This window comes from Bdellovibrio sp. KM01, assembly GCF_013752535.1.
Lineage (GTDB): Bacteria > Bdellovibrionota > Bdellovibrionia > Bdellovibrionales > Bdellovibrionaceae > Bdellovibrio.
This window is the reverse complement of the sequence record NZ_CP058348.1, coordinates 2201466-2224680: the sequence shown is the minus strand read 5'-3', so window position 1 is coordinate 2224680 and position 23215 is coordinate 2201466. Positions and strand designations below refer to the sequence as shown.

The following is a 23215-nucleotide window of genomic DNA, read 5'->3' as shown; positions in this document are numbered from 1 at the left end:
CTTCCCATAAGTGAATAACGCAAATTTTCAGAGGGTTTACTTCGTGTGTTATTCAGTCTAGACTGACGCGCAGGGAGGCAAATATGGCTCAGATGGAAACAAAGACGCAGTGGACTGGTAAGGGATTGGGTTTTGCGGCCGAGTCACGTGGCATGAAGTTCGTTATGGACGGAAAGCCTGCTGATGGAAGCGATCAAGGTCCATCTCCAAAGGAAGTATTGCTCGCAAGTATCTGTGCCTGTTCGGGAATGGACGTGGTTTCAATATTGCAAAAAATGCGACTGGATCTTCAGTCTTGCGATGTTGATGCGCAAACCGAAACCACGGAGGGCCACCCTGCGATTTTCAAATTAGTTCGCGTTCAGTACCAAATCAAAGGCAGCAATATCAAGCCAGAACAGGCAACCAAAGCGGTGGTGCTGTCGATGACGAAGTACTGTGGTGTAACGGCAATGGTTTGTCCAACATCTCCTGTGGAATTTGAAGTGTTCTTAAACGAAACTAAAATCCATGAAGGCAAAGCAGACTTCACGCCACATGAAAAGGAATCACATACGTAATGTTGATTGATGTGTCGCAATTTTATCATGAATTTGATTTCACCTATGCGCGCTCGCGCGGGCCGGGTGGGCAAAACGTGAATCGCACCAATTCGGCAGCGATTTTGCGTTGGAATTTACGCGACTCTCAAGCTCTGCCTGAAAATATCAAAGGACGTTTGCTGGAAAAACTGGCGTCGCAGCTGACAGTTGATGGTGATATATTAATTCGCAGTGAAGAATTCCGTGACCAAGACCAAAATCGCTCGGCCTGCTTAAAAAGACTGCAGTCTTTGTTGCAAAAAGCTTTATTTGTTCCTAAGAAGCGAGTGGCGACAAAACCCACACGCAGTTCTGTGCGTAAACGTCTGGATTCGAAAAAACGTCATTCCGAAGTTAAAGCAGGTCGTAAGAAGCTCTACTAGTGAGCTTCCGCAACGATAGGCTCCTGAGGCGTCTTAGTGGGGCCTTCAGTGGCTTGAATTCTTCTTGATAAATAGATCGCAAGCAAAGTCACTGCAATCGACATGTAACCTACGATTTCATAGTTTTCCAAACGACCCGCATTGCTTTTCACGATGATTATTCCCGCCAGGTAGCTTGCCGCCGCCGAAGACAGCTGTTGCACGCAACTGACTATACTCATAAAGCTTCCACGATTTTGCGCAGAGGTAGTTCCAGAAACGAGTGCTGTGGCAGGAATCATACGACCACCAGAAACCACAAAGAATACCGACGTGATCGCCAGCACAATCCACGCAGGATTTGGTCCCAGGTTTGTGATGGCAAAGATCGGCAGAGTGCAAAGGCCCGCACCATACAAGAAAACTTTGTGCTTACCAAAGCGATCCGACATACGACCAATCGCAGGGGAGGTGAAGATCGTGAACAAGCCGCCGATCATATAGATCAAGGGAAGTTGTGCCTCAGTTAGTCCGGCATTGGACACCATCGAGGGTGAAAGATAGGGAACGATTGCAAAGTGACCAAAGATAACGGCAGCCATAAAGATCAAGGCGCGAATTTGATTGCGATTCTTAAAGATACGCACCAAACCCTGATAAACGGCTTCTTTTTCACGAGGGTGTTCCAAGTGACTGTTCACTGATGGCACGCCAAAGTATGCAACCACACATAAAAACAAAGAAGCGATCCCTAAGAAGAAAAAGGGTGCATGCCACGAGAATTGATTTGCCAGGAATAAGCTAAATGGCACGCCAAAAATGGAAGCCACAGAAAAAGATGTCATGATAACCCCCATCGCGGAGCCACGACGCTCGTAAGAAATGGCATCGCTGACGATGGAAAGAACCAGAGAACTCAGAACTCCGCCGAAGACTCCTGTTAGTCCGCGGGCTAAAAGCAAAAGTTCATAGGTCGGAGAAAGCGCACACGCCACTGTGCCGACCGAGAATCCGACAAAGAAAAACAGCAAAAGATTTTTGCGATCGAACTTATCCATGAAGAATGAAGCAGTGAAACCACTTAGCCCCGCACAGAAACTGTACGATGACACAAGGAGTCCGAACTGGTGGGGAGTGATTCCAAAAAGACGCATCAATTGTGGTCCCAAAGGCATCATGATCATGAAATCCACGATGGAGCTGAATTGCACGGAAGCTAAGATGCCGAGAAGGATTTTTTCTTTTTTGGAAAACACTGCGGGGTCCTTTTGGTTGACGTTATAGGAAAATAACCGATAATCCAACTCTATGGCAACACTAAGTAAAATTCTGAAATCAATTTTGGGCTTTGTTCTTTTGGTCGCGATCGTTTGGGGGGTCCTGGCGAACTACAGCGTGATCTTTTCGAAAACTGTCGTCGGAGAAGTCGTCAACGTTGAACGCGTTGAGCTTCCGGTGGCTTTGATTGCCCGTGCTGGTGGCGAGCTGAATGAAAAAGTCTTTTCCTTTGCCATCAGTATTAAAGATGACACAACCAATGAATTGTTTGCTGCCACCTCGGAAGACCGTCAATGGGCGATTGTGCAAAAAGGACAATGCGCAGAGGCAGTGTATTTGCCATACCCGCCTTGGGAGTTGAAAAAACGCGGAACCTATTTTGGTGCCCGCTTGGTTAAATTATACGAATGTCCGAAAAAATAAGGTTCTAGGTTTTTTATGTACGAGATACTTCTTCTAATCACAGCAATCGGGGCGGGCTTCTTAGGAGCTCTCCTTGGCCTGGGGGGAGGTATCATCATCGTACCTGTTCTCACTCTGGTCTATCACATCGATATTCGCTACGCGATCGCTGCAAGTCTGATCTCGATCGTGGCAACTTCTTCTGGTGCTGCCGCCAGTTACCTTAAAGACTCTCTGACGAATTTACGATTGGCCGTGTTTTTAGAAATCGGCACCGTCAGTGGCGCCATTGTGGGCTTCTTGCTGGCAACCTACATCAAGGCACAGTTTCTATTCTTACTTTTCGGTACGTTTTTATTTTTCTCAGCACTTATGATGCTAAGAAAACGTCACGAACACTATTCAGCCCACAACCATCCGTGGGCAGAAAAATTGAGACTCGACGGGGGCTTCCCCGAGGGCGGCGAGTGGAAGGCCTACAAAGTTGAACACGTGCCTCTGGGTTTGTTTGCCATGTTCGGCGCAGGAATACTGTCAGCATTGCTTGGTATTGGTAGCGGCATTTTCAAAGTCTTAGCAATGGACGGCGCTATGAAACTGCCCATCAAAGTTTCTTCAGCGACTTCAAATTTCATGATCGGCGTAACCGCTTCAGCAAGTGCGGGAGCTTATCTATTAAAAGGTGATGTGCGACCTGAAATCGCCGCACCTGTAGCTGTTGGTATCATTATCGGTTCGATGGCCGGCGCTAAAGCCATGGTAAAAATGCCAGCAGGAATCATTCGGAAGATCTTCGTCGTAGTTCTCTCGATCGTCTCGGTACAAATGATTATGAAAGGGCTCAAGTAATGGGCGCAGAACCAAAACAAGATCAAGCCCTCCACGATCTAGAGCTTAAAATTAGCAAAATGCTAAGAAGTGGTGTCTACATCGCCGGCATGCTGTTATTAATCGGCTGGCTATGGCAACTCTATAACTCTGGCGACACCCTTAGTGATTTCCAAAATTACGAATCCAGATCCCTTGTGGAAACCATCCACTGGGCTGTGGTAATGCATGACCGCCCTTTAATAGTTTCAATCTCAGGCCTGGTAGTTCTGGTACTTCTGCCAATCACCCGAGTATTTCTAACCGGCATCCTTTTCGTAAAACAAAAAGATAGAGTCTTAGCCATAATGGCCTTCGCCGTATTCACCTGCTTGGTAGCTTCATTCTTTTTAGGCATAGACCTATAAACTAAAACCAAAAATCTACGCTGAACCTTCGGCACGCCAGTTTCGAACCCCACTACGAAGCCCCGAGGGAGAGGTACTTGCAAAAGTCGACCTCCGTCGGCGCATGGATGCGCGAACCGCCAAAGGCGGCGACGGTGAGCCCGGATGGCGTGTCGATATTTGCAAGTACCTCTCACTCGGGGCCGCATCGGAGTGAGGGGAGAAAAAGGAAGCCCCCGGTTGCAAAAGTTCTTCCTTGAGCGAACTTGAATCGGGGGTCTATGAGATCAGCTCCGTAAAGGGGAAGTGTGTTCAGAGGGAATGAGAACTGAGGGATCCGCTTCCCATGGGAGCTGTCTGTCTAAAGATATTGTCTCCCTCTGAGTGGAAAATGTCAAAATAGTCAGTCCCCAGTGAAAAGTGCTGGCCCTTCTCTGGCCTCGAGTCTTAAGATAAAGGGCATGAATACAAAAATTTTCAAATTCAATGCCTTCTTAGCAGCCTACGGTCTTTTTAAAATTCCTCTGTTGGTTTTTATCGGCCCGAAAGTGGTCGAGATGACGGACAAGAAGTTCGTGATCAAAATTCCATTGGGCTATCGCACCAAAAATCATCTGAACTCGATGTACTTTGGAGCCTTGGGTGTCGGGGCAGAACTTTCCATCGCAGCCCCTGCGGTGCAGGTGATCGCCGAAAGCAAGCAAAAGATCGATTTCATTTTTAAGGATTTCACGGCTCAGTATAGAAAGCGCGCGGACGGCGATGTTCACTTTATCTGTGATGAAGTGGAAGCGGTAAAATCTTTGATCGAAGAGGCTAAGAAAAATCCAGAACGTCTGGAAAGAAAAATGAAAGGCTATGCGATTGTTCCAAGCAAAAGCCAAGAGCCGGTTATGACGTACGAGCTGACTTTGTCTGTTCGTAACAGATCGCTGAAGTCTTAAACTGATTTCTGAGGTTTTTCTTGTGGGTATAGAAGTTAAAGAAATCAAACATGCTTCCAGTGAATACCAGCTGGAAGTTAATCTAAGACATGAAGTTTTGCGAAAGCCTTTGGGACTTCAATTTTCCCAGGAAGACCTGCGTGCCGAGAAAGACGACGTTCATTTGGGCGCCTTTCGCGGCAAAGCTTTGTTCGGATGTCTGCTTTTAAGAAAAGTCAGCGACACGGTTGTGAAGATGCGCCAAGTGGCTGTAGATCCGCATGCTCAAGGCACCGGTGTTGGCAGAATTCTGGTTGAAGCCTCCGAAGCCAAGGCCCGAGAGCTGGGATATAAAGAGATCGAATTGAATGCTCGCGAAACAGCCGTTCCGTTTTATTTGAAACTTGGCTATGAGGTCGTCGGTGAAACGTTCGGGGAGGTAGGACTTCCCCATAAGAAAATGCGCAAAAGCTTATAATGCAAAAGGCACTGGTTTTGTGCCTTTTTATAACAGGTTGAGCCAAGAAACAGGACCTGGCACCTATTTGATGCCGAGTTGATTTAAGTTGTTCACGCTTTCTTCGTATTCAGAAATCAGTTTTTTATAGATTTCACGCACAGTCAGAATTTCTTCGACCAAGCCCACAGATTGTCCTGCTGTCCAAACTGTTTTCCAAGTTGGTTTCACGGCAGCCTCTTCTAAAGACTTCATACCCATCAAGTGAATCAACGGAACCATATATTTCTTAGTAAGTTTGTGATCTTTTAAAACTTTCATGGCCCAAGGTAAGTCCGTACCCATTTTTTGCACATAAGGTGTGTTGATCACGGCAGCAGGTGTGCCAGACACTCGGGTCGTCATCACGATGTCTTCCGGGGTGGATTTGATGATCGCGTCTTTGTAAGCTTGATCGACGTTGGCTTCTTTACTTGCGATAAAGCGCGTTCCTACGCTGACACCAGAAGCACCCAATGCGAGACAAGCAGCCATCATTGAGCCATGAGAAATGCCGCCGGCTGCGATGATAGGAATATTCAAGCGAGTTTTAAGCCAAGGAATCAATACCAGAGGAGATATCGGACCCGCATGGCCACCGGCGCCAGCGCCCACTGCGATCACGCCATCCGCACCCAGGTCTTGAACTTTCAAAGCGTGATCCAGATTCGTCACGTCACAGAAAACCTTCGCGCCATTTTTGTGGGCTTCTTGAATCACTGTTTTTGGGTTTCCCAAAGACGTGATGAAAAGATTCACGCCATGATCCAGCGCGATCTTCAAATCGTCATTCTGACGCGTGTTGGATTTATTAACGATGATGTTGATCCCAATTGGTTTTTTGGTTTTTTCGCGCATTTCTTTCAAAGCCGCCGCATAGTTTTCCAGGGGGCGATAGTTCAAAGCGGGGAATGTACCGATACCACCAGCCTCACTTGCTTCAGAGACGATATCTGCATTACTCACTAAAAACATGGGTGCTGCGATGATTGGGAAGTCAATTCCCATCATTTCGGTAAAGGGAGTTTTAATTTGTTTCAACATGCTTTTTTACCCCAATTCTTTGCGAATGATAAATTCCTTTGTGACCCGAGCAGAGATAACTAACGATGCAAGCAATGGCGCAGAAGACCGCGCCTTGAGTGCCAAAAAGTTCCATCGCCATCACAGTACAAGCCAGAGGGGTGTTGGCTGCGCCGGCAAAGACTCCAACAAATCCCATTCCACTTAAGAGTGACATTGGCAGTGGTAAAATCCAAGACAAAGCATTGCCTAATGTTGCACCAACGAAAAATAATGGCGTAACTTCGCCACCTTTAAATCCAGAACCCAATGTTACCGCTGTAAATAAAATCTTTAATACGAAATCATAGGCAGGAACGTGTTGATTGAAAGTTTCAACGATGACGGGCACGCCCAATCCCAAATAACGATCCGATTGCATCAAGGCCGCCAGAACAATCACAATGATCCCACCCACAAAAGATCGCACCATGGGGTTGTTCACGCCATGTTTAAAAAGGCGAACCATGTGATGCAAGCTTTGCGAAAACAGGCGAGCACACAGGCCAAATGCAATTCCCGCAAAAACGGCATATCCCAAAGGTGCCATTCCCAAGGGGGCGACCTCTGATATTTTATAAACAGTGTGATGAATGCCCCATAAAGAAGTGACTCGGTCGGCAATAATTGCCGATGCAAAACAGGGCAGCAAGGCGGCGTATCGCAAGCGACCGACACGCAAAACTTCTAAACCAAAAATCGCACCCGCTAAAGGAGTTCCAAATACAGATGCAAACCCGGCAGAGATTCCAGCCATCAATAAGATTTTTCTTGGCTGTCCTTCGAACTTAAAAACATGCGTCAGCTGATCCGATAAAGATGCGCCCATTTGCACAGCCGTACCCTCACGTCCCGCAGAGCCACCAAAAAGGTGAGTGATCAAAGTTCCCAGCAGAACTAAAGGAGTCATGCGCAAAGGAACGACTTGTTTTGGACTGTGAATCTCATCCAGAATCAAATCCGTTCCCGCCGCGACTTCTTTGCCGTGACGATTATAAAGCCACGCGATCAAGATTCCTGCCACAGGAAGTAAGAAAAGCAGAGAAGGGTATTCAAGACGGGTTTTAGTGACGAAATCAAGGGAGGCTAAGAATCCCGCAGAGGCAGTTCCGGCCAGAGCACCGATAACTAACGACAATCCAAACCATTGCAGTGCCACTTTAAACAAAAAATCCCCCTCGATACATTCAGCATACGAGGAGGATTTATAAAGTCACAAGGTTTTTCTGATGACTAAGGTTTTAGATAACGATTGATCAAAATGAACACTTCTTTTTTGATCTCGTTTTCTCTTTCTGGAGATTGTGGTCCCAAAAGACTTAATTGCAGAATGTTGTTGAAGCTGCTCACGATGAACAGTGCAATCATCTCGCGATCACGCCCTGGGATTTGCGGCATATGCGCTAACACGGCTTTTTGATAGTGTTCAAAGAACACGCGGCGAGTTTCCCAATAATCGAGCATTCCTTGAACGCCTTGAAGGGCTGTTCTTAGAGGGCGATTGTCATGGAAACGCGCAAAACCGATATCAATAAATGCATGGATTTTAGTATCCAAGTCATGTGTCGTTAGTTTTGCTAAGTTCTCTTCAATATACACCAAGTCTTTTTGCAGAAGATCGTCGATAACCGCCGCAACGATGGCTTCTTTGTTTGCAAAGAATTGATATAACGAACCGATACTTACACCGGCCATCTCCGCAATCTTATCCGTAGTGATTGCGTGATAGGGTTCCTGTACTAAAAGTCGCGCACAGGATTCAACAATGCTCGCCACTGTTTCTTTTGAGCGTTTTTGCACCGGAATTTTCAACATATACTTTTTATCCGGATTCGAGTGGCTTACTGGACTGGCACCCATACTTCCTCCTTGTCTGAGGTTTTATTAACTTGGCTCAGGTTCATATTCGGTCAGAGTGGGTCAATATTCAATACCAGTAGTTCAAGTATCAATTAGCAGTACCGAGGAGTCGGCATGGGGTACATGCGAGAATTTTTTCTGAACCATTGGCTTATTCTGATACAGCATTAAATTGCGGCTCGTTTATTACATGGACGCAATAAATCCACCCCAAAAACGACGATTTTCCGAAATATTTACGGATTAACCGCACATAAGTTTCACGATTTCCACGAAATTCCAGAGGAGAATCCTTAGGATCCTTCTTACATTTTAGCAATAAATCAAACGGACTCCTGTGAGTTTGCAATATGAAACCCTCTCGTTCGACATGCCTAGTCATTGCGCAATCGACCTTCGGCCTCACATTTAAGAAAGTTCAGGAAAACATGATCGAGATCATCCTCGGTTTTCGGCGGTAAATGACATAATATACTTAGTTGGACGGAGGATCTGTAAATGTGCACAGGTGATAAACTCAGTATTTGTATCCGCAATAGTAAAAATGAAGTTCTTTTTCAGAACGAAGCTTCGCAGAAGGCTTGTGGCTCCAAGGCCCCGGGTGTTTGCGGAAATACCGCGTGTGCAGAGATGATGAAGCAGGTCGAAGAGACTTCGCCGATCCAAGATGGAATGAAGCTTCACAAAGGCCAGCACGTTGAAGGTCAATTTGTCGACGTGATGTTGGTAAAAGACGGTGAAAACGTGATGACGTTCCTTTACCCAATTAAAAACGAAGCCGAGAAACAAGCCGCTCAAGAAGCGTTCTTCGTGAGTAAAGGACTGACTCCAAGTGAAATTCGCATTATGCGCATGGTGACTGCAGGAATGACGAACCAACAAATCGCTGACAAACTTTTTATCTCGAAAGCGACTTTGAAAACTCATTTGAACAACGCTTATAAAAAACTTCCACCATCCATGCGCCCCACTCAGGGGCGTGTCGCTTAAGGTTTAATGTTTAAGGTTCTAAAAACAAAAAGGGCTCCCTCAGGAGCCCTTTTTTATTTCTCATGTTGAAATTAAATTTAAGGTGCGGCGGCATCGCCAAAGCGATCCTCCACATGATCGTAAAAGTGACGAGTCAGAACATACACCGGACACTGTGCCTGGCGAACCACGTTGCGAGTGAAGCTGCCTAGGATGGCCGAGCTTAACGGCCCGCTCTGTGCTTCCATCACCACCAAGCCAACATCGTGCTGAGGAATGGCTTCCAAGATCGCCTCGTCTACGGACTTATAGGAGCTATCAATGTGATATTGCGCGACCACGCCTTCGCTGCGAGCCCAAGTTATCCAGCGTTCGGCACGTTGGGATTGGTGTTCAATTTGTTGCTCGACGATTTGTTCAAGGGTCAGCATCTTGCCTTTAAAGTTATAAACGCGTGGGCGCGTGTCCATTTCAAACAGACTTTCAATGGGTCGGGCAATGCAGTGAAACAAAGTCACTTCGGCATTAAACTTTTTAGCCAGATCCAAAACATGGCGATAGTTTTCTTTGGAGTGATCACCGAATTCTGTGGGGAACAGGATATTTGAAATCGGCTTTTGTGTGGTGTGTGCACCGATCACAAAAACCGGGACATCTGATTCTAAAAGCAGACTTTCCGCAAAACTTCCCAAGAGGAAGCGTTGGAATCCCTGGCGTCCATGGCTGCCCACCACGATGAGATCAGCGTGGGTGCGGTCTGCATAGTTTGAGAGTGTTTCTGCGGCGCCAGCGTGAGATTGGGAGGCATGGGGGATTACTTTGGGCTCAAGCAAGAAGCTTAAGTCATAATCACCCAGGACTTCTTTGAACAAGGCTTCCGCTGTCCGCGAGTGGTCTGTGACCCACGTCGGAACTTCATAGCTAGGGAGCACGATTTCGTTTTCTCGAAGAAGGTAGACGGGTTCTATATCTGCGCCGGTGCTTTCATGCAGGCGGCTTAGATATGAAGCCATTTTTTGATTGAGCTCTTTATTGTCTTCAAAGGCATCCATAGCCCAGATGATTCTCATTCCGGCCTCCCAGCGCAAGTTAGACCCTTTCATTGCGCACGATAAGGTAGGGGGACGGCAAGACCAGCGAAGATCTTTGTGTGAGGATACAAAAAAGGCCCACCGAAGTGAGCCTGGATTTTGTTTTAGTTGGTAGCTGGGGATTCGCTACCTAAAGTCTTTCCCTGTTCTTTAGCAGCTTCCTGCTCTTGTTTCAGGATGTACTTTTTAGTCGCTTCCGGAAGTTCATTCCACATGCGAAGAGACAGGTACAAGCCCAAGAAAGAGAACGGCAGAAGGAACAATGGCCAATAGTGCCAGCTTTTCGCAGACAAGTAACCGATCGCCAATGATTGGATACCTGAACCCAGGTACACGCAACCATCCACGATACCAGAAGCTGTCGCCGTCATTTTCTTACCACCGAAGTCAGCAGCTGCTGTACCAGACATTAAAGAGTGAACGCCGATAACTGCAAGAGTCATCAAGATCGCACAACCACCCACGATGTTTGGTTCTTTCGTTAGGAAGATAGACATCAAGATCAAAAGGAAGATCATGATCACGTTGTTAATCGCTGCTGGTGGCCCACGGCGGGATTGGAAGAAGCGGTCCGACATCATTCCGGCCATAAAGCCACCGATGATCCCTGTTAAGCACAGAAGCAAGCCCCAGTTCTTAATGAAGAATTCTGAAGCATTATAGAAAGCCTCATCAGTAGCTTTCATTTCGTGCGCGAAAACCAGATACCACTGCATGATACCATTACGAAGAACGCCGGAAGTGAAGTCCACGAGGGCGATCGTGTACATGATGGGGTTCGAGAAAACTTTTTTAAGTACCAAGCCCATTGTGATTTTAATGTTTTCGTCGTCATCAGAAGAAGCGTCGGCTGTATCGAAGTCGCCGAAGTTAGCTTCTTTAGGGGAGTCTTTCAGAAGAACCATGTCGATCAAGGCCCAGCAGATCAATAGGAAGGCCGGGATCGTGAACACCAACCATGTGGCATTCGTCGTTCCTGTATCGATCGCGAAGATATGTTGGATAAAGGATTGGAAGGCTGTCATTTGGCCTTCGATGTGAAGTTTGGAAGCTTCGACGATCGCTTGACCCCAGTCGAATGCGAAGTACACACCGAAAGAAATCAAAGTACCAAAGATCGCCCCGAAGACACCGCGCTCACGAACGTGGAACCAATAAGCTTTTACCTTGATGATGGAAACCGCACCGTAAGATTGAAAGAACATGTTCAATGCAAACAGGATGGAGAAAGCCACAACCATGTTTGTTTTCAAACGACCCATGAGGTAAAGATAAGTCGCTCCACCCATAAGTAAGTTCATGATCGATGAACCCAGTGTGGCGATGATGATCCCTTTTTTACCGCCAATTTTATCGACGATCGGACCGTTGATCAGGAAAGAAAGACCGTAAGTGATGGTCCCGGCAGCGAAGATGATCCCGAACTGTTCTTTCGTCATCATGTCGCCCAAGGCGTTTTTGGAGACGTTCAGGTTGTAACGGCCCATGTACAAGAAGGCATAGGACATGCCCAATGGGAACCAGTTAACGAAGCGACGAATCATAAATTTGCGTGAATGATTCAACGGATTGTTGCTGAAGTATAAAAAAATTACCGCAGCAAGACACAGTCCCACGAGAGCTAAAGCCATGGAAAGCCTCCAAATGTAAATTTGCGAGCTGAAGGTAAGCGATAAATATAGAATATGCAATCGGGTGAGGTGGGATAATCGCTTAACAATCTTTAGGTTTTCACCTTTTTGGCTCTCAGATGGCTATAAATTCAGCGCATCAAGATTTTCCTAGGGCTGCTTTCATTCACAATTGGAATTTCTCATGCAGAAATTACAGAAACTTCCTCAAATAAGGCTCAAATTGGGCGTTCTTCATCCATAAGCAAAACTTATGGAAGAGACAAATATTATCGTTTTGTGCTTATAGGTCCAGGTTGATATGTTGGGTTTCAGAAGGAGACAACAAGTTTGTTTCTCCTCCCTCGGAAGGTCCTTGGACCCCTCTCGAACGCACAGAGAGCCCTGGTCCCACAAATTTTTTGCCGTAATCGCGGCGTTCGAAGTCCCACCCTTAAAGTCCCACCTAAAAAGCCAACCGAGGGCTTGCGCGCGTCCGCATCAAGCCTTGCGGAGAGTGGCTCCCAGGCGTATTCTCATTTGCATGTCATTTAAGTATTTTCCTCTCTATGAAAAGCAAAAAGATACAACCCAATATCGCAAGATTTCCTCAGATCACGTCAGTGTGCAAAAGCTTGGCGAGCGCGAAGTTTTAGTCGTCGCACCCGAGGCTTTGGAATTGATTGCGCAAGAAGCTTTAAGTGATGTTTCGCATTTGCTTCGTTCTGCACATTTGCAAAAGCTGGAACACATTCTTCAGGATCCCGAGGCTTCTGCGAATGATCGTTTCGTTGCGGTGGATTTGTTGAAAAATGCGATTATCGCCGCCCAAATGGAGTTTCCTTCGTGTCAGGACACGGGAACCGCGATTGTGGTGGGTAAAAAAGGGGAAAGTGTTTTTACCGGTTTTGATGACAAAGAGTTTTTGTCCAAGGGTGTTTTCAACACTTACCAAAAACGCAACCTGCGGTTTTCGCAAATGGCTCCCGTAACTTTCTTTGACGAGAAAAACACGGGGACGAATCTACCGGCGCAAATTGATATCTACTCTGAAAAAGGTGATGAATATCATTTCTTGTTCCTGGCTAAAGGTGGCGGTTCTGCCAATAAATCTTATTTGCATCAGAAAACCAAAGCCGTTTTAAATCCGGAGGGATTTGAAAAATTCGTTAAGGAAGTTTTGGTTTCTTTGGGGACTGCAGCTTGTCCTCCGTACCACCTGGCATTTTGCGTGGGTGGAACTTCAGCAGAAGAAACTTTAAAAATCGTAAAGTATGCTTCGGCGGGTTACCTGGATGGACTGCCAACTTCAGGCTCTGAGGGTGGTCGTGCCTTCCGTGACCTTGAGATGGAGAAAAACGTCGAGAAGTGGGCTCGCGAAAGCGGTATCGGTGCCCAATTCGGTGGCAAGTACTTCGTGCATGACGTGCGTGTGATTCGTCTGCCTCGTCATGGTGCTAGCTGTCCCATTGGTGTAGGTGTGAGTTGTTCTGCTGATCGTAACATCCGTGGTAAAATCACTCGCGAAGGTATTTTCCTCGAACAATTGGAACTTCATCCAGAGCAGTACTTGCCAAATCATTTGCAAGACACGGCGGCTGAAGCGATCAGTATTGATTTAAATCAACCGATCGAAGAAACTTTGAAAACTCTTTCTTCGTTGAAAGTAGCTACTCGCGTGATGTTAAACGGTCCGATGATCGTGGCGCGCGATATTGCGCACTCGAAGCTGAAAGAAAAAGTCGATCGCGGCGAAGGTGTTCCAGAATACTTTAAGCAATACGCGGTCTATTACGCGGGACCTGCGAAAACTCCGAAGGGTTACGCATCGGGATCATTTGGTCCAACAACGTCGGAACGTATGGATCCCTACGTCGATACCTTCCAGGGTCTTCGTGGTTCGATGATTATGCTAGGTAAGGGCAATCGCTCCCAACAAGTCACAGACGCTTGTAAAAAGCACGGTGGCTTCTATTTAGGTTCTATCGGTGGCCCTGCGGCACGTTTGGGTAAAGAATGTATCACCAAAGTCGAAGTTCTGGATTTCCCAGAGCTTGGCATGGAATCCGTCTGGAAGATCGAAGTGAAAGACTTCCCAGCGTTCATCATCGTCGACGACAAAGGAAACGACTTCTTCAAATCCTTCCTAAAGAAAGTCTAAAAGGTACGGACACACTTTCTCCATAAGGTATGACCAAAAATAAAAAAAAGGCAGGATCTCTCCTGCCTTTTTTTGTTTTATTGAGTGAAAATTAACGAGGGATGTAATTGTACTTTTCGATTTTGCACTCGATCACTTTGGTTTGTTTTAAGAACTTGGTAAATTTACTTTCTGCATAAATCGGATCGCCATTATCACCAAAAGTAATCAAGACGCGGCTTTTTGCCGTGCTGTGCGTGAAGTTCTGAACCAACAGGATTGTGTCGTCAGTGTTTTCTTTGGAATCAAAAAAGGCTGTTCCCCAAGCATTAGTTCCAACTTGTCCGTCATGGAAACCCAGCTGCAATACACCGTCCAGTCCAAAACCTTCTTTGTCCTCGGTCGAGAGGCCAACGTAAGAGACATCAAGTCGGCAAGGTGCTCCGTTGGGAGCGTGGCCTTCAGCCATCAAGCGAGATCCCGGTTCGCCAAGTTTATTTTCAAACTTCTTTGCGTTGGTTATCGCAAAGGCAAATGATTGAACAAAGATGACCAAGGCACATACTAAAAATTTTTTCATAGTGAATTCCTTTAAAAAGGGATGAGTTACTATGAGCCGGGTGATGCGCAAAGCTGTTTTTGGATGAGTGAAGGATTTTTCGATAAACTGAAGGTTTACAGACGCGGGTGGTGAGGGTCTCTCTGCGTACTTTAGGCAGGAGAGATCCTGCCTTTTTATTTGGAGAAAGTGTGTCCGTACCTTTGGGGTTAAGTGTCGGGAGTAAAGAATGTCGATCCGTTGTGTTTCAAGTGTTTTAAAAGCAACGGGATCGCTCCATAGGCAAGATTCATGATGACGGGGCCCAGAAGCAAGCCTGAAATACCAAACATCACAATGGCGCCGATAACGCATGTAAAGCCCACGAGGGGAGAGATTTTTTGATCGCCCAAGTTCCCCACAAAGAATGGTTTTAGGACGTTGTCGATGGTGCCAGCAATCGTTGCGATCACGGCCATCCCAATGCCAGATCCCGTGCGGCCGCCAATAAAAGCAAGTGCGGAAAGCAGGTAACCAACGGGGGCGGCGCCAATGATAGGGATGAATGAAACAACGAAGGTTACGGTGACGACCAACCAGAAATCGCCCTCGCCGAATATCAATCCGCCGATGCCGATAAAGAATGCTTGAATCAAACCAATCACGAAAGTGGAGAACAAAGTCACTGAGCAAGAGTCCTTGGCAAGTTTCACCAAGGATTCAGTGAGGTTGTCATCAACCAGGCTGTAACGAATAACGAAGTCTTTGATTTGCGCTGCTTTTAAAAGAAGGAAATACAAAAACAAAACAAAGATAAAAAAGTTAAATAAAATGCCCGGCAGCTGCGCGACGACATCTGAAGAATACGCCAGAGCCCAGTTGCCGACTTTACCAAAGACATTAGTTATCATGCCTTGCGCTGGTTTGACCAGATCATATCCAGTCCATTCAGTCGCTTGCTTTAAAAGATTTAAACCGGATTCTTGCAGGGCTTTAAGTTGAGTCATGATCGGTGATGATTGGAACTCTTGCGGAGCACTTAAGTGAACACCGATGCGGTAAAGTGCCAATGAAATCGGAATCCAGATCAGAGCAAGACCCACCAAGACAATTCCCAACACGGACAGCCAACGAGGCGCGCGAGTTTTTGCAGCCATGCGATTGACGAAATTTATCAAGCCCATCGCAAAGATTCCGGCCAATATCAAAGGCACCAAGAATGGTAAATTGATGTAAAGGAAAAGTGCAGAAAGGATGATCAGAAGGGCCCAGGTGATTAATTCAGATTTTTCTTTTAATGCTTCAATCATGGATAGATTAAACTGCGTTTTATGAACGCATGCAAGAAAAGAGACGCGGGAAGTGGAGTTAACGATCTATAACTTCCCGCGGAAAGAAACGTACGTTAAATTTCTTTAAACTATGACGGAAGAGAGAAATTGCACTCCCAGTTCTTGCGTTTTTGTGTCTGTATTCCATTTTGACCAACGCACTTGACCTTCCAGTGATACAAACTCGCCCTCTTTGTTTTGATAGGTCAAGTTCACAAAGTCTTTGTGTTCGTAAAAGGGCGCTTGAATCTTCATGCAGGTTCCATGGGGCGAGAGATTTTCGAAGCTTCCGCCCAAAATGGGTTGAAAACCTTTGTTTTGGTGACCCAGAGGCAACTTCGAAGGACTTAAAAGCCCCTTGGAGGTCGCATGCTCGCGGCGATCCTGACGTGACTCCACGGATTTTCCATCCAAATATTTGTGAATGTTTTTGACCAGATTTGTTTCCTCGGTTTTCCACATCACGACAAAATTATTATCGGCACGCAGGCGAATGCGCATATTGCTCGAGAGTTCGCTCACGATAAAAAAGATTTTTAGATTGGGAGTGGTTTTTTGCAAGTGCATGTAAAGTTCATAGTGGCGGATTTCCAAAAACGGCAAGAAGGCCACGATGATTTTTTCGGCAATCGTTTCGTCTTTCATTTTATCGCGCAGTTCATACGGATTATCGACGATTTCTGATTTTAGAGATTTGTCTTTTTTTAGTTGCGGTGGCAATGCGTGGATACCGTTGATATAAATATGTGCTTTCATCATTGAGCCCTCCCCAGAGCGTGTTCGTACAGTGAGACAAAGCAACTTGGGGGCCAGCGCCAATTGTAAAATACTGTGGAGAGAGACGAAAAAGTTAGACAGCTGTCATGGTTTTAGATGACAGCCTTTAAACTCTAACAGGATCAATATGAGCTGAAATTTAAGTGACCTTCAGACCGTTTGCCCAGAAGCTAGCCGATTCTACCAGGCCTGAGAGTACGGAGTGGAAGTGAGATTGGGTCTGGAGCTTGTTTTTACCGAAACGCTTTTCGAGCTCATTTTGGATAAAAGGCACCTTGGCTGTTCCGCCAGTGAGACAGACCAGATCCACCTGGTCAGCGGTCACCCCTGCGGATTCCAGGCAGCGATCCAGCCCTTCAAAGATCTTTTCCCGGGTATTCATCGCCCAATCTACGAATTGAGTGGTGGTGAATTTTTCGGTGATTTCAATTTCCGGGTAATCAAAGCTAAAGTCAAAATCTTCCGAAGCAGAAAGACCACGTTTGGTTCTTTCAATGGCTTCAAAGAATGGGAAAATCTGTTGGTCTTCCAATAAAATAAATAAACGCTCGATGGCTTCCTTGTCCTGGGCCGTTAAGGAACACTTTTTTACTTCGCGGATGAATTCATAAGTATCGCGTTCTTTAAGATGCACAATGTGCGCAGGGTGATTCAATTTCTGCGATACGGCCGGCGGCATCGTGAGCACATTGTTACTCATCGGCAGGCGATAACGAGATTTTGCTCCGAAATATTGATTCAATCGGTGACTCATGAAAACCGAGTCCAAGGCATCACCCGCCATCGGGCAGCCGTCAATCGCCAGCACATCTTTGTTATCAAATCCTTCAGCGCGCAAACGAATCAACGTAAAGTCCGAGGTTCCTCCACCAAAGTCACCAATCATGACGATTTTTTCCTGAGTGATTTGTTTGCGGTAGTCAAAGGCCGCGGCCAAGGGTTCTGGAACAAACTGAACGTCGGTGAAGCCTGCCATCTTAGCGGCCTTTTCCATACGGTGCAGGGCAAAGCCATCAGCCACAGGATCCATCGAGTAACGTGCGGGTCTTCCGATGACTGCTTTGGTAATCGTTTGATTTAAATGTTTTTCAGCGCGCTTTTTTAATTCTAATAGAAAAATACCCACCATGTTTTCTAAAGTGACAATGCGATTGTCGATGACCGTGCCCAGGTAGCTTTGATTGGGTAGGTGGGATTTAAAAGAACGGAACAGCCGGCCTTCCATATCCTGTTCGATGTATTGCTCGATGGCTTCGGCGCCGTAATAGCAAAGATCGGGATTTGGAAAATATAAAAGTGTTCGCATCAATGTCGGATCTGCGGCCTTGTGATCCAGCGGAAGTGCCCCATAAGATTTTCCATTGTGGAAGGCACCCACCAGAGAGTTGCTAGTTCCAAAGTCAATGGCAAGAAACGAATCAGACATATTGCAATCCTTGTTCAAATCAGACACTCTAAAGGAGTTATTGTAGCATCGAGGTGGCCCTGTGGATAAGAGAAAATTGATTGCTCAAATTCGAATGGAACTTGAGAAAGATTTAGAAAGTCTGACGGCTGCCGCAAAAGCGTCCATTGAAGCTGCCACCAGCGAGGAAAGCAAACCTGAGAACCAATACGATACTCGTAGCCTCGAGGCCTCGTATCTGGCCCGAGGGCAGGCTAAGCGGATTTCTGAAATTAAAGAGCTGTTGGTTATTTTAACCCACGTCAATGTGAAGGACTTCGGTCCTGATGATAAGATCGCCGGCACCGCTTTGATCGAAGTTGAGCACAACGGCAAGAACAGCTTCCTTTTTATGATGACTCATGGAGGGGGAGTGAACGTGACGTTTGAAGGTACGCGCATTCAAATAGTCACGCCAAGCAGTCCTTTGGGTGAAGCATTGTTGGACCTTCGCGAAGGTGATGTTGCCGTCGTTGAACAAGGCGATCAAACTCGCGAATACGAAATCATTTCTGTAAAATAAATTACTTAAAGTTATCCATCAAAGCGATATCACGCTGGATGCCGTTAAAGGGGCCACAATAAACAGTGTCTTCAAGCCAAGTGATTTCGTTTTTCACATCGTCTTTAAAGATAATCTTAGACCAAAAGCGATTGGTGTTATCCCACGAGTAACCGCGAGTTTTTAAATGCTCTTTGGATTCAAAGGGAGCCGAGCTGGCGATTACATGGGTCATCATGCGACGAGCGTTGCTTGTCAGTTCAAACAGGTATGTCTTATCCGTGTCGTGCGCCGAGTGACTTAACAAGTACAAAAGCGCATCCACATCATTCAAAGCGCGATGAGAGTCCGTGAAAAAACCATGATAAATATTTAAAAGTTCAAGCTTTGGACTTGTGAAGCCCTTGGAATTCCAATCGATCTGCTTAAACGAGCAACCCCAGATTCTTTCTGTGGAGGTTTTAGATTTGCGATCGATAAAGGGACGATCGAATTTTGCATTGTGAGCAATCACCAGACAAGTTTCTGCAATCAATTGATCAACATGGGCCCAATCAATTTTCTGACCCTCAAGATCCGCGTCTGTAATTCCCGTCAGGGCCACAATTTCCGGAGAAAGTGGGCGTCCCGGGTCTTGAAATGCAGAATAAGATTTACCGAGGCGTAAGATTTCGCCGGTGTTTTTATTAAAATCAAATTGGCGCAGACCAATTTCGATCACCAGATCTTCAGATTGATTTAAGCCCGTTGTTTCCACGTCCAAAACCATGCCCTTGCGAACGATGTCTTGATTTGTCGTGAGCCAGGAATCCGTCGCATATTCGGGAAATTTGACCGGGCATTCAACCAGTTTGTTCAGTGTGACTGTGTTTCCATCATTTGATTTTCCGATCCAACGAAATGCCATAAAATCTCCCACGAATTCCTAAAGGGATTATTGTAGATCTTAACCGTTGTTTCATCTGATTTTTATATCAGGAAATGCAGCGTCGGCTTCAAATCCAATCTATTCGACAGTAACTTTCTTGGGATCTTCGGCGCGCGCCATCATCTCGGATGGAAGTTGCCAAAATATCCAAGCCGAGCTGCAAGTGATCAGCCCCATGCAAAGAAAAGTGGCACGGAACGCTTGTAAAGCCATACCTCCACCTTCCATTGCTGGATAGTGCGTGGCAAAGGTGGAAAGCAGAGCTCCAGCCGCCGCCACACCAAAGCTCATCGCTAGCATTTGCACCATGGAAAACAGGCTGTTCCCGCTGGAGGCAAGTTTCGCATTCAGATCTTTTAGTGTCAGGGTATTCATCGCCGTGAACTGCAGTGAGTTCACGGTTCCAAAAACTAACAACTGAAGAATGCGGATCCATTTCGGTTGATCGACGGTGATCAGTGCAAAGCTTGCCATCATGATCCCAACGCATAGGGTGTTGTACACAAGAGTTTTACGATAACCCAAACGCATAATCAGAGGAGTTCCTAGTTTTTTAGCGTAAATTCCAGCCAGCGCTACAGGAATCATCGTGAGTCCCGCCTCAAACGGCGAGTAGTGCAAACTAATCTGTAAAAACAGAGGAATTAAGAAAGGCATACTGCTGCTGCCAATACGTGCGAACAGGTTTCCAAGAAGTCCGATGGTATAAGTTTGGGAACTAAAAAGTTTTAACGAGAAGAGGGGGCGAGGATGGCGACGGGCATGAAGCCAGTAAGCGGTGAGTGTTGCCATACCAAAAATAACTAAAAGTAGAACGGTTGCATGCTGAAAACCTAATTCTGACATTCCATCGAGTGCAAATGAGAACATCACCATACAGGTCGAAAGCATAAAGAAGCCCGCCAGATCAAATTTTGGAACTTCCACGCCACGAATGTCAGGCATATCGATGTAGGTCGCAATGCAACCTAAAATTCCCACGGGGATGTTAATCAAAAAGATCCAATGCCAGGAAGCGTACTCAACTAGATATCCCCCGAGTGTTGGGCCAATCAAAGGGCCGATCAGAGCGGGGATTGTGACAAAACTAATTGCGCGAAGAAACTGGTTTGCCGGAAAAGCTCGCAGCACCGCAAGGCGGCCGACGGGCATCATCATCGCGCCTCCGACCCCTTGTAAAACCCGCGACGCCACCAACTGAGGCAACGTCTGCGAGATAGCGCAGCACAAGGATCCAATCGTAAATAAAAAAATCGCCGAGAAAAAGACTCGACGAGTACCAAAGCGATCGGCGATCCAGCCCGATGCGGGAATTAGAACAGCAATTGTAAGAGCGTATGCAATCACCACGGACTGCATCAGAAGGGGGCTGGCATTCAGACTTTTTGCCATGCTCGGTAGAGCGGTATTCACAATAGTAGAATCCAAAGTCTCCATGAAAAAGCCGATGGCGACTAGCCACAAAAGACGATTTGAAGCGGGGGATGCTGAGTGAGTGGAGGTGGGGGAAGGAGACATAGATGAACCTCATCTTTAGTTTTACTCCTCTTTTGAAAGACTAGCAAAGAGAGATCGCTTTTGACGAGAATGTTGAAATGCAGTTAGACTTGAAAAATGACAGCTCGCCGTTTGTTAGTCGCAATCACATTCCTTCTTTTTTCACTCTCAAATATGTCTTTCGCCTCTGGCGATGGGGAGTGGCATGATCCAACGGAAGGGAAAGCATTTTTTCCGTGGGTGTGGGATGACCAATTAAAACCTGCGATCGTAAATGGTTTTGATGAGAAGGGTGCAAGAATTATTGTTGGGGGCTTAATGGCTTCCGCGGCGGCAGGTACTCAGGATGATAAAGTATTTGAGTATACTCAGCATCACACCCTTATGTCGGACTCTTGGGAGCAGTTGGGTGGTTACCTTGGTAGTGGCAGCCCCGGGGTGATCTTGGCAATTTCCCAACTTTGGTGGGATCAGCCTGGTGGTTTACAAACTTTCCGTGCGATGCTGTTAACGACAGTGACTCACGTGACACTAGCGGCAAGTATCAATCGACAACGTCCCACCGGAGATCGCGGTTGGTCTTGGCCTTCGGGACACACCTCGAATGCTTTTGCGATTGCGACTTCAATGGCTTATTCCTATGGGCCTTGGGTTGGTACGGCTTCCTATGGTGTTGCAACTTTTATTGCGGCATCCAGAATATCCGCTCAAGTCCATTGGTTGAGTGATGTTGTGGCCGGGGCGGCCCTCGGAATTTACTGGGGTCGTGCGAGTGCCCTCGTGACAGACAGTCAAAAAAAGAATACGACCATGATCTATCCGGTGCCTATTGACGGAGGCCTCCTTGTTCAGTTCTCAAAAGATTTTTAGTGCACTTCTTATCAGTGCAGCTTTTTTGTTGGTGGCACCCGCTCGGGCGCAGGTGGCAACAGCCTCTCTTCAAAAAGATCCTTCGGGCCTTTATGAAGAGTACCGTCATTTTGAAAAAACAGAGTTTGAAAAATTTGAAAAGCTAAAAAATTTCGGGATCATGTATGGATTGCAGTGGGTTGTATATGCCATCACCCAAGCTGAAACAATTCAAGAGCACGGATCCTTTCATAACTGGATCACGAATCCTTCTTATGCTGAATACGATAAAGATACTTATGATTATAATATCTTTAAGCACTCCCTGTCGGGTGAATTGTATTATCAATTCTATCGTTCGCGTGGTTACACAGAAACCGAAGCCTTTTTATGGACGGTGGCCTCGTCGACAGCGTTCGAGTTTACGATTGAAACGGTCACGGAAGCTCCCAGCTATCAGGATCTTTATCAAACACCCGTGCTGGGGACAGTGGTGGGTGTCGGTTTTGAAAAATTAAGTCTTTATTTTCACTCTAAGAAAACTTGGCCGAATCGTCTTTTGGGTTATGTCTTCAACCCCTTTAGTTTGTTAAAAAGTTCTCAGTATGGGTATGTGGCAGTGCCGGTTGTTTCTCAAAACTTTCATGGGGTGAATTTATCCTGGAGTTTTGAATGAGAACTTCAAAATTCTTTTCCTTCATTTTGTCATTTTTAGTGTCCTGGTCAGCCCATGCGCAAACGGAAACCGTGAATGTTGCAGCTGAATTACCTCCCATAGATTTAATCTGGCGTGAGGGCTTGCACATTGATGCTGGACTTGGAATTCATGGCGGAGTTTATCTGGCAGAGGGATCCGCACGAGAGTACGCGATGGGTCTCGCGATCAAAACGGATGTGAGTTACTATTTGAATGATCGGTGGGCATTAGAAACAGGTTCATTGATTAAATTTGCGCGAGTAAATGAACTTCGTATTTGGGGAACTGAATTTGGCGTGGGCTTTCGATATCGTTTGCCGCAAGGTTGGTATGACGAGCAAGTTCCTTACTTCCGTTTTTTCACGGGCACCAGTGTGAATGTCGTCTATACCGACGGTCAGAAACTGCCCGAATTTGAAGAGGCCTATAGTCGCATCCAGTTCGAAGGCCCGATGGTGGGCATCGCTTTCGGCGGCATGCGCTTAACAGAAAAAAAGAATGTCTGGTTCTGGGAAGTCTCGGCAACGGGGGAGTGGATGACGCGTGAAAGCGGCATTCAAATGGACAAAGATGTTCCTGTCGTTGTTGCGCGCTCGGCCTTGGATGGTCGCTCTCAGCTTTATACAATCTATATCACCATGGGTGGATTCATATTCTAGTATCC

25 protein-coding genes are annotated in these 23215 nt (G+C 46.4%); 13 read left to right on the top strand and 12 right to left on the bottom strand.

Translation table 11 applies throughout. The features are described 5' to 3' along the window. The first annotated feature begins 83 nt into the window (after positions 1 to 83). Positions 84 to 560, top strand: coding sequence for an OsmC family protein (locus tag HW988_RS10860; protein WP_181604295.1), 477 nt, complete (start codon positions 84 to 86; stop codon positions 558 to 560). Beyond that, positions 560 to 964, top strand: coding sequence for an alternative ribosome rescue aminoacyl-tRNA hydrolase ArfB (arfB, locus tag HW988_RS10855; RefSeq protein ID WP_255489948.1), 405 nt, complete (start codon positions 560 to 562; stop codon positions 962 to 964). Before HW988_RS10860 ends, arfB begins: the two co-directional genes overlap by 1 nt. On the opposite strand, the gene HW988_RS10850 is transcribed toward arfB, so the two are convergent. Then, positions 961 to 2199, bottom strand: coding sequence for an MFS transporter (locus HW988_RS10850; protein ID WP_181604294.1), 1239 nt, complete (start codon positions 2197 to 2199; stop codon positions 961 to 963). The two genes, arfB and HW988_RS10850, sit on opposite strands and share 4 nt — an antisense overlap. A gap of 52 nt (positions 2200 to 2251) precedes the next feature. On the opposite strand from HW988_RS10850, the gene HW988_RS10845 reads away from it, so the two are divergent. The 5 genes from HW988_RS10845 (at position 2252) to HW988_RS10825 (ending at position 5238) form a co-directional block, all read left to right on the top strand. Further along, on the top strand, positions 2252 to 2644 hold the full coding sequence (locus HW988_RS10845) for a hypothetical protein (protein WP_181604293.1): 393 nt from the start codon (positions 2252 to 2254) through the stop codon (positions 2642 to 2644). A gap of 15 nt (positions 2645 to 2659) precedes the next feature. Next, a complete protein-coding gene (locus HW988_RS10840; protein WP_181604292.1) occupies positions 2660 to 3472 on the top strand; it encodes a sulfite exporter TauE/SafE family protein in 813 nt (270 codons plus the stop codon). Beyond that, entirely contained in the window at positions 3472 to 3858 is a 387-nt protein-coding gene (locus tag HW988_RS10835) for a DUF1634 domain-containing protein (protein ID WP_181604291.1), read from the top strand. The genes HW988_RS10840 and HW988_RS10835 overlap by 1 nt, the downstream gene beginning before the upstream one ends. A 440-nt stretch (positions 3859 to 4298) precedes the next feature. Then, positions 4299 to 4781, top strand: a complete 483-nt coding sequence (locus HW988_RS10830; protein ID WP_181604290.1) for a DUF4442 domain-containing protein — start codon at positions 4299 to 4301, stop codon at positions 4779 to 4781. 22 nt (positions 4782 to 4803) lie between these two features. Continuing rightward, on the top strand, positions 4804 to 5238 hold the full coding sequence (locus HW988_RS10825; RefSeq protein ID WP_220128726.1) for a GNAT family N-acetyltransferase: 435 nt from the start codon (positions 4804 to 4806) through the stop codon (positions 5236 to 5238). 63 nt (positions 5239 to 5301) lie between these two features. On the opposite strand, the gene HW988_RS10820 is transcribed toward HW988_RS10825, so the two are convergent. The 3 genes from HW988_RS10820 to HW988_RS10810 all read right to left on the bottom strand — a co-directional run bounded on the left by HW988_RS10820 (position 5302) and on the right by HW988_RS10810 (position 8178). Then, positions 5302 to 6300, bottom strand: a complete 999-nt coding sequence (locus tag HW988_RS10820) for a nitronate monooxygenase family protein (protein ID WP_181604289.1) — start codon at positions 6298 to 6300, stop codon at positions 5302 to 5304. Beyond that, a complete protein-coding gene (locus HW988_RS10815) occupies positions 6284 to 7477 on the bottom strand; it encodes a voltage-gated chloride channel family protein (protein ID WP_220128859.1) in 1194 nt (397 codons plus the stop codon). The genes HW988_RS10820 and HW988_RS10815 overlap by 17 nt, the downstream gene beginning before the upstream one ends. A 74-nt stretch (positions 7478 to 7551) precedes the next feature. Then, on the bottom strand, positions 7552 to 8178 hold the full coding sequence (locus tag HW988_RS10810; RefSeq protein ID WP_181604288.1) for a TetR/AcrR family transcriptional regulator: 627 nt from the start codon (positions 8176 to 8178) through the stop codon (positions 7552 to 7554). Positions 8179 to 8676: 498 nt separating this feature from the next. On the opposite strand from HW988_RS10810, the gene HW988_RS10805 reads away from it, so the two are divergent. Beyond that, entirely contained in the window at positions 8677 to 9168 is a 492-nt protein-coding gene (locus HW988_RS10805; protein WP_181604287.1) for a helix-turn-helix transcriptional regulator, read from the top strand. 77 nt (positions 9169 to 9245) lie between these two features. Here the strand turns inward: HW988_RS10805 and HW988_RS10800 are convergent, their stop codons facing one another. After that, positions 9246 to 10217, bottom strand: a complete 972-nt coding sequence (locus HW988_RS10800; RefSeq protein ID WP_181604286.1) for a universal stress protein — start codon at positions 10215 to 10217, stop codon at positions 9246 to 9248. 125 nt (positions 10218 to 10342) lie between these two features. Then, positions 10343 to 11869, bottom strand: coding sequence for an MFS transporter (locus tag HW988_RS10795; protein ID WP_181604285.1), 1527 nt, complete (start codon positions 11867 to 11869; stop codon positions 10343 to 10345). A 523-nt stretch (positions 11870 to 12392) separates the two neighbouring features. Here HW988_RS10795 and HW988_RS10790 point away from each other — a divergent pair. After that, on the top strand, positions 12393 to 14009 hold the full coding sequence (locus HW988_RS10790; protein ID WP_181604284.1) for a fumarate hydratase: 1617 nt from the start codon (positions 12393 to 12395) through the stop codon (positions 14007 to 14009). Between the two features lie 91 nt (positions 14010 to 14100). Here the strand turns inward: HW988_RS10790 and HW988_RS10785 are convergent, their stop codons facing one another. The 4 genes from HW988_RS10785 to HW988_RS10770 form a co-directional block, all read right to left on the bottom strand. After that, the gene (locus HW988_RS10785) at positions 14101 to 14568 is read right to left on the bottom strand and encodes a hypothetical protein (RefSeq protein WP_181604283.1); all 468 of its coding nucleotides are present in this window, start codon (positions 14566 to 14568) and stop codon (positions 14101 to 14103) included. A 188-nt stretch (positions 14569 to 14756) separates the two neighbouring features. Further along, positions 14757 to 15836 carry an AI-2E family transporter gene (locus HW988_RS10780; RefSeq protein WP_181604282.1) on the bottom strand — a complete coding sequence of 360 codons (1080 nt, stop codon included), beginning with the start codon at positions 15834 to 15836 and terminating at the stop codon, positions 14757 to 14759. A gap of 105 nt (positions 15837 to 15941) precedes the next feature. Next, the gene (locus HW988_RS10775) at positions 15942 to 16616 is read right to left on the bottom strand and encodes a PilZ domain-containing protein (protein ID WP_181604281.1); all 675 of its coding nucleotides are present in this window, start codon (positions 16614 to 16616) and stop codon (positions 15942 to 15944) included. Between the two features lie 157 nt (positions 16617 to 16773). Continuing rightward, positions 16774 to 18060, bottom strand: a complete 1287-nt coding sequence (locus HW988_RS10770; RefSeq protein ID WP_181604280.1) for an Hsp70 family protein — start codon at positions 18058 to 18060, stop codon at positions 16774 to 16776. 61 nt (positions 18061 to 18121) lie between these two features. On the opposite strand from HW988_RS10770, the gene HW988_RS10765 reads away from it, so the two are divergent. Continuing rightward, entirely contained in the window at positions 18122 to 18601 is a 480-nt protein-coding gene (locus HW988_RS10765; RefSeq protein WP_181604279.1) for a GreA/GreB family elongation factor, read from the top strand. Position 18602: 1 nt separating this feature from the next. On the opposite strand, the gene HW988_RS10760 is transcribed toward HW988_RS10765, so the two are convergent. Together HW988_RS10760 and mdtD are read right to left on the bottom strand one after the other, a co-directional pair. Then, positions 18603 to 19487, bottom strand: coding sequence for a 3'-5' exonuclease (locus HW988_RS10760; protein WP_181604278.1), 885 nt, complete (start codon positions 19485 to 19487; stop codon positions 18603 to 18605). Between the two features lie 99 nt (positions 19488 to 19586). Beyond that, positions 19587 to 21026 carry a multidrug transporter subunit MdtD gene (mdtD, locus tag HW988_RS10755; protein WP_181604277.1) on the bottom strand — a complete coding sequence of 480 codons (1440 nt, stop codon included), beginning with the start codon at positions 21024 to 21026 and terminating at the stop codon, positions 19587 to 19589. Positions 21027 to 21122: 96 nt separating this feature from the next. Here mdtD and HW988_RS10750 point away from each other — a divergent pair, with 96 nt between their 5' ends. Genes HW988_RS10750 through HW988_RS10740 form a run of 3 tightly spaced genes read left to right on the top strand, consistent with a single transcriptional unit; the run spans position 21123 to position 23210 of the window. Beyond that, positions 21123 to 21875, top strand: coding sequence for a phosphatase PAP2 family protein (locus HW988_RS10750; RefSeq protein ID WP_181604276.1), 753 nt, complete (start codon positions 21123 to 21125; stop codon positions 21873 to 21875). Next, entirely contained in the window at positions 21850 to 22530 is a 681-nt protein-coding gene (locus HW988_RS10745) for a DUF3943 domain-containing protein (RefSeq protein WP_181604275.1), read from the top strand. Before HW988_RS10750 ends, HW988_RS10745 begins: the two co-directional genes overlap by 26 nt. Beyond that, positions 22527 to 23210, top strand: coding sequence for a hypothetical protein (locus HW988_RS10740; RefSeq protein ID WP_181604274.1), 684 nt, complete (start codon positions 22527 to 22529; stop codon positions 23208 to 23210). The genes HW988_RS10745 and HW988_RS10740 overlap by 4 nt, the downstream gene beginning before the upstream one ends. Positions 23211 to 23215 lie beyond the last annotated feature (5 nt).

Excerpts from the sequence above, each read along its gene's own strand:
- HW988_RS10860 (WP_181604295.1), top strand. The coding sequence starts at position 84 with ATGGCTCAGATGGAAACAAAGACGCAGTGGACTGGTAAGGGATTGGGT.
- arfB (WP_255489948.1), top strand. The coding sequence starts at position 560 with ATGTTGATTGATGTGTCGCAATTTTATCATGAATTTGATTTCACCTAT.
- HW988_RS10845 (WP_181604293.1), top strand. The coding sequence starts at position 2,252 with ATGGCAACACTAAGTAAAATTCTGAAATCAATTTTGGGCTTTGTTCTT.
- HW988_RS10840 (WP_181604292.1), top strand. The coding sequence starts at position 2,660 with ATGTACGAGATACTTCTTCTAATCACAGCAATCGGGGCGGGCTTCTTA.
- HW988_RS10835 (WP_181604291.1), top strand. The coding sequence starts at position 3,472 with ATGGGCGCAGAACCAAAACAAGATCAAGCCCTCCACGATCTAGAGCTT.
- HW988_RS10830 (WP_181604290.1), top strand. The coding sequence starts at position 4,299 with ATGAATACAAAAATTTTCAAATTCAATGCCTTCTTAGCAGCCTACGGT.
- HW988_RS10820 (WP_181604289.1), bottom strand. The coding sequence starts at position 6,300 with ATGTTGAAACAAATTAAAACTCCCTTTACCGAAATGATGGGAATTGAC.
- HW988_RS10810 (WP_181604288.1), bottom strand. The coding sequence starts at position 8,178 with ATGGGTGCCAGTCCAGTAAGCCACTCGAATCCGGATAAAAAGTATATG.
- HW988_RS10805 (WP_181604287.1), top strand. The coding sequence starts at position 8,677 with ATGTGCACAGGTGATAAACTCAGTATTTGTATCCGCAATAGTAAAAAT.
- HW988_RS10800 (WP_181604286.1), bottom strand. The coding sequence starts at position 10,217 with ATGAGAATCATCTGGGCTATGGATGCCTTTGAAGACAATAAAGAGCTC.
- HW988_RS10795 (WP_181604285.1), bottom strand. The coding sequence starts at position 11,869 with ATGGCTTTAGCTCTCGTGGGACTGTGTCTTGCTGCGGTAATTTTTTTA.
- HW988_RS10790 (WP_181604284.1), top strand. The coding sequence starts at position 12,393 with ATGTCATTTAAGTATTTTCCTCTCTATGAAAAGCAAAAAGATACAACC.
- HW988_RS10785 (WP_181604283.1), bottom strand. The coding sequence starts at position 14,568 with ATGAAAAAATTTTTAGTATGTGCCTTGGTCATCTTTGTTCAATCATTT.
- HW988_RS10780 (WP_181604282.1), bottom strand. The coding sequence starts at position 15,836 with ATGATTGAAGCATTAAAAGAAAAATCTGAATTAATCACCTGGGCCCTT.
- HW988_RS10775 (WP_181604281.1), bottom strand. The coding sequence starts at position 16,616 with ATGATGAAAGCACATATTTATATCAACGGTATCCACGCATTGCCACCG.
- HW988_RS10770 (WP_181604280.1), bottom strand. The coding sequence starts at position 18,060 with ATGTCTGATTCGTTTCTTGCCATTGACTTTGGAACTAGCAACTCTCTG.
- HW988_RS10760 (WP_181604278.1), bottom strand. The coding sequence starts at position 19,487 with ATGGCATTTCGTTGGATCGGAAAATCAAATGATGGAAACACAGTCACA.
- mdtD (WP_181604277.1), bottom strand. The coding sequence starts at position 21,026 with ATGTCTCCTTCCCCCACCTCCACTCACTCAGCATCCCCCGCTTCAAAT.
- HW988_RS10750 (WP_181604276.1), top strand. The coding sequence starts at position 21,123 with ATGACAGCTCGCCGTTTGTTAGTCGCAATCACATTCCTTCTTTTTTCA.
- HW988_RS10740 (WP_181604274.1), top strand. The coding sequence starts at position 22,527 with ATGAGAACTTCAAAATTCTTTTCCTTCATTTTGTCATTTTTAGTGTCC.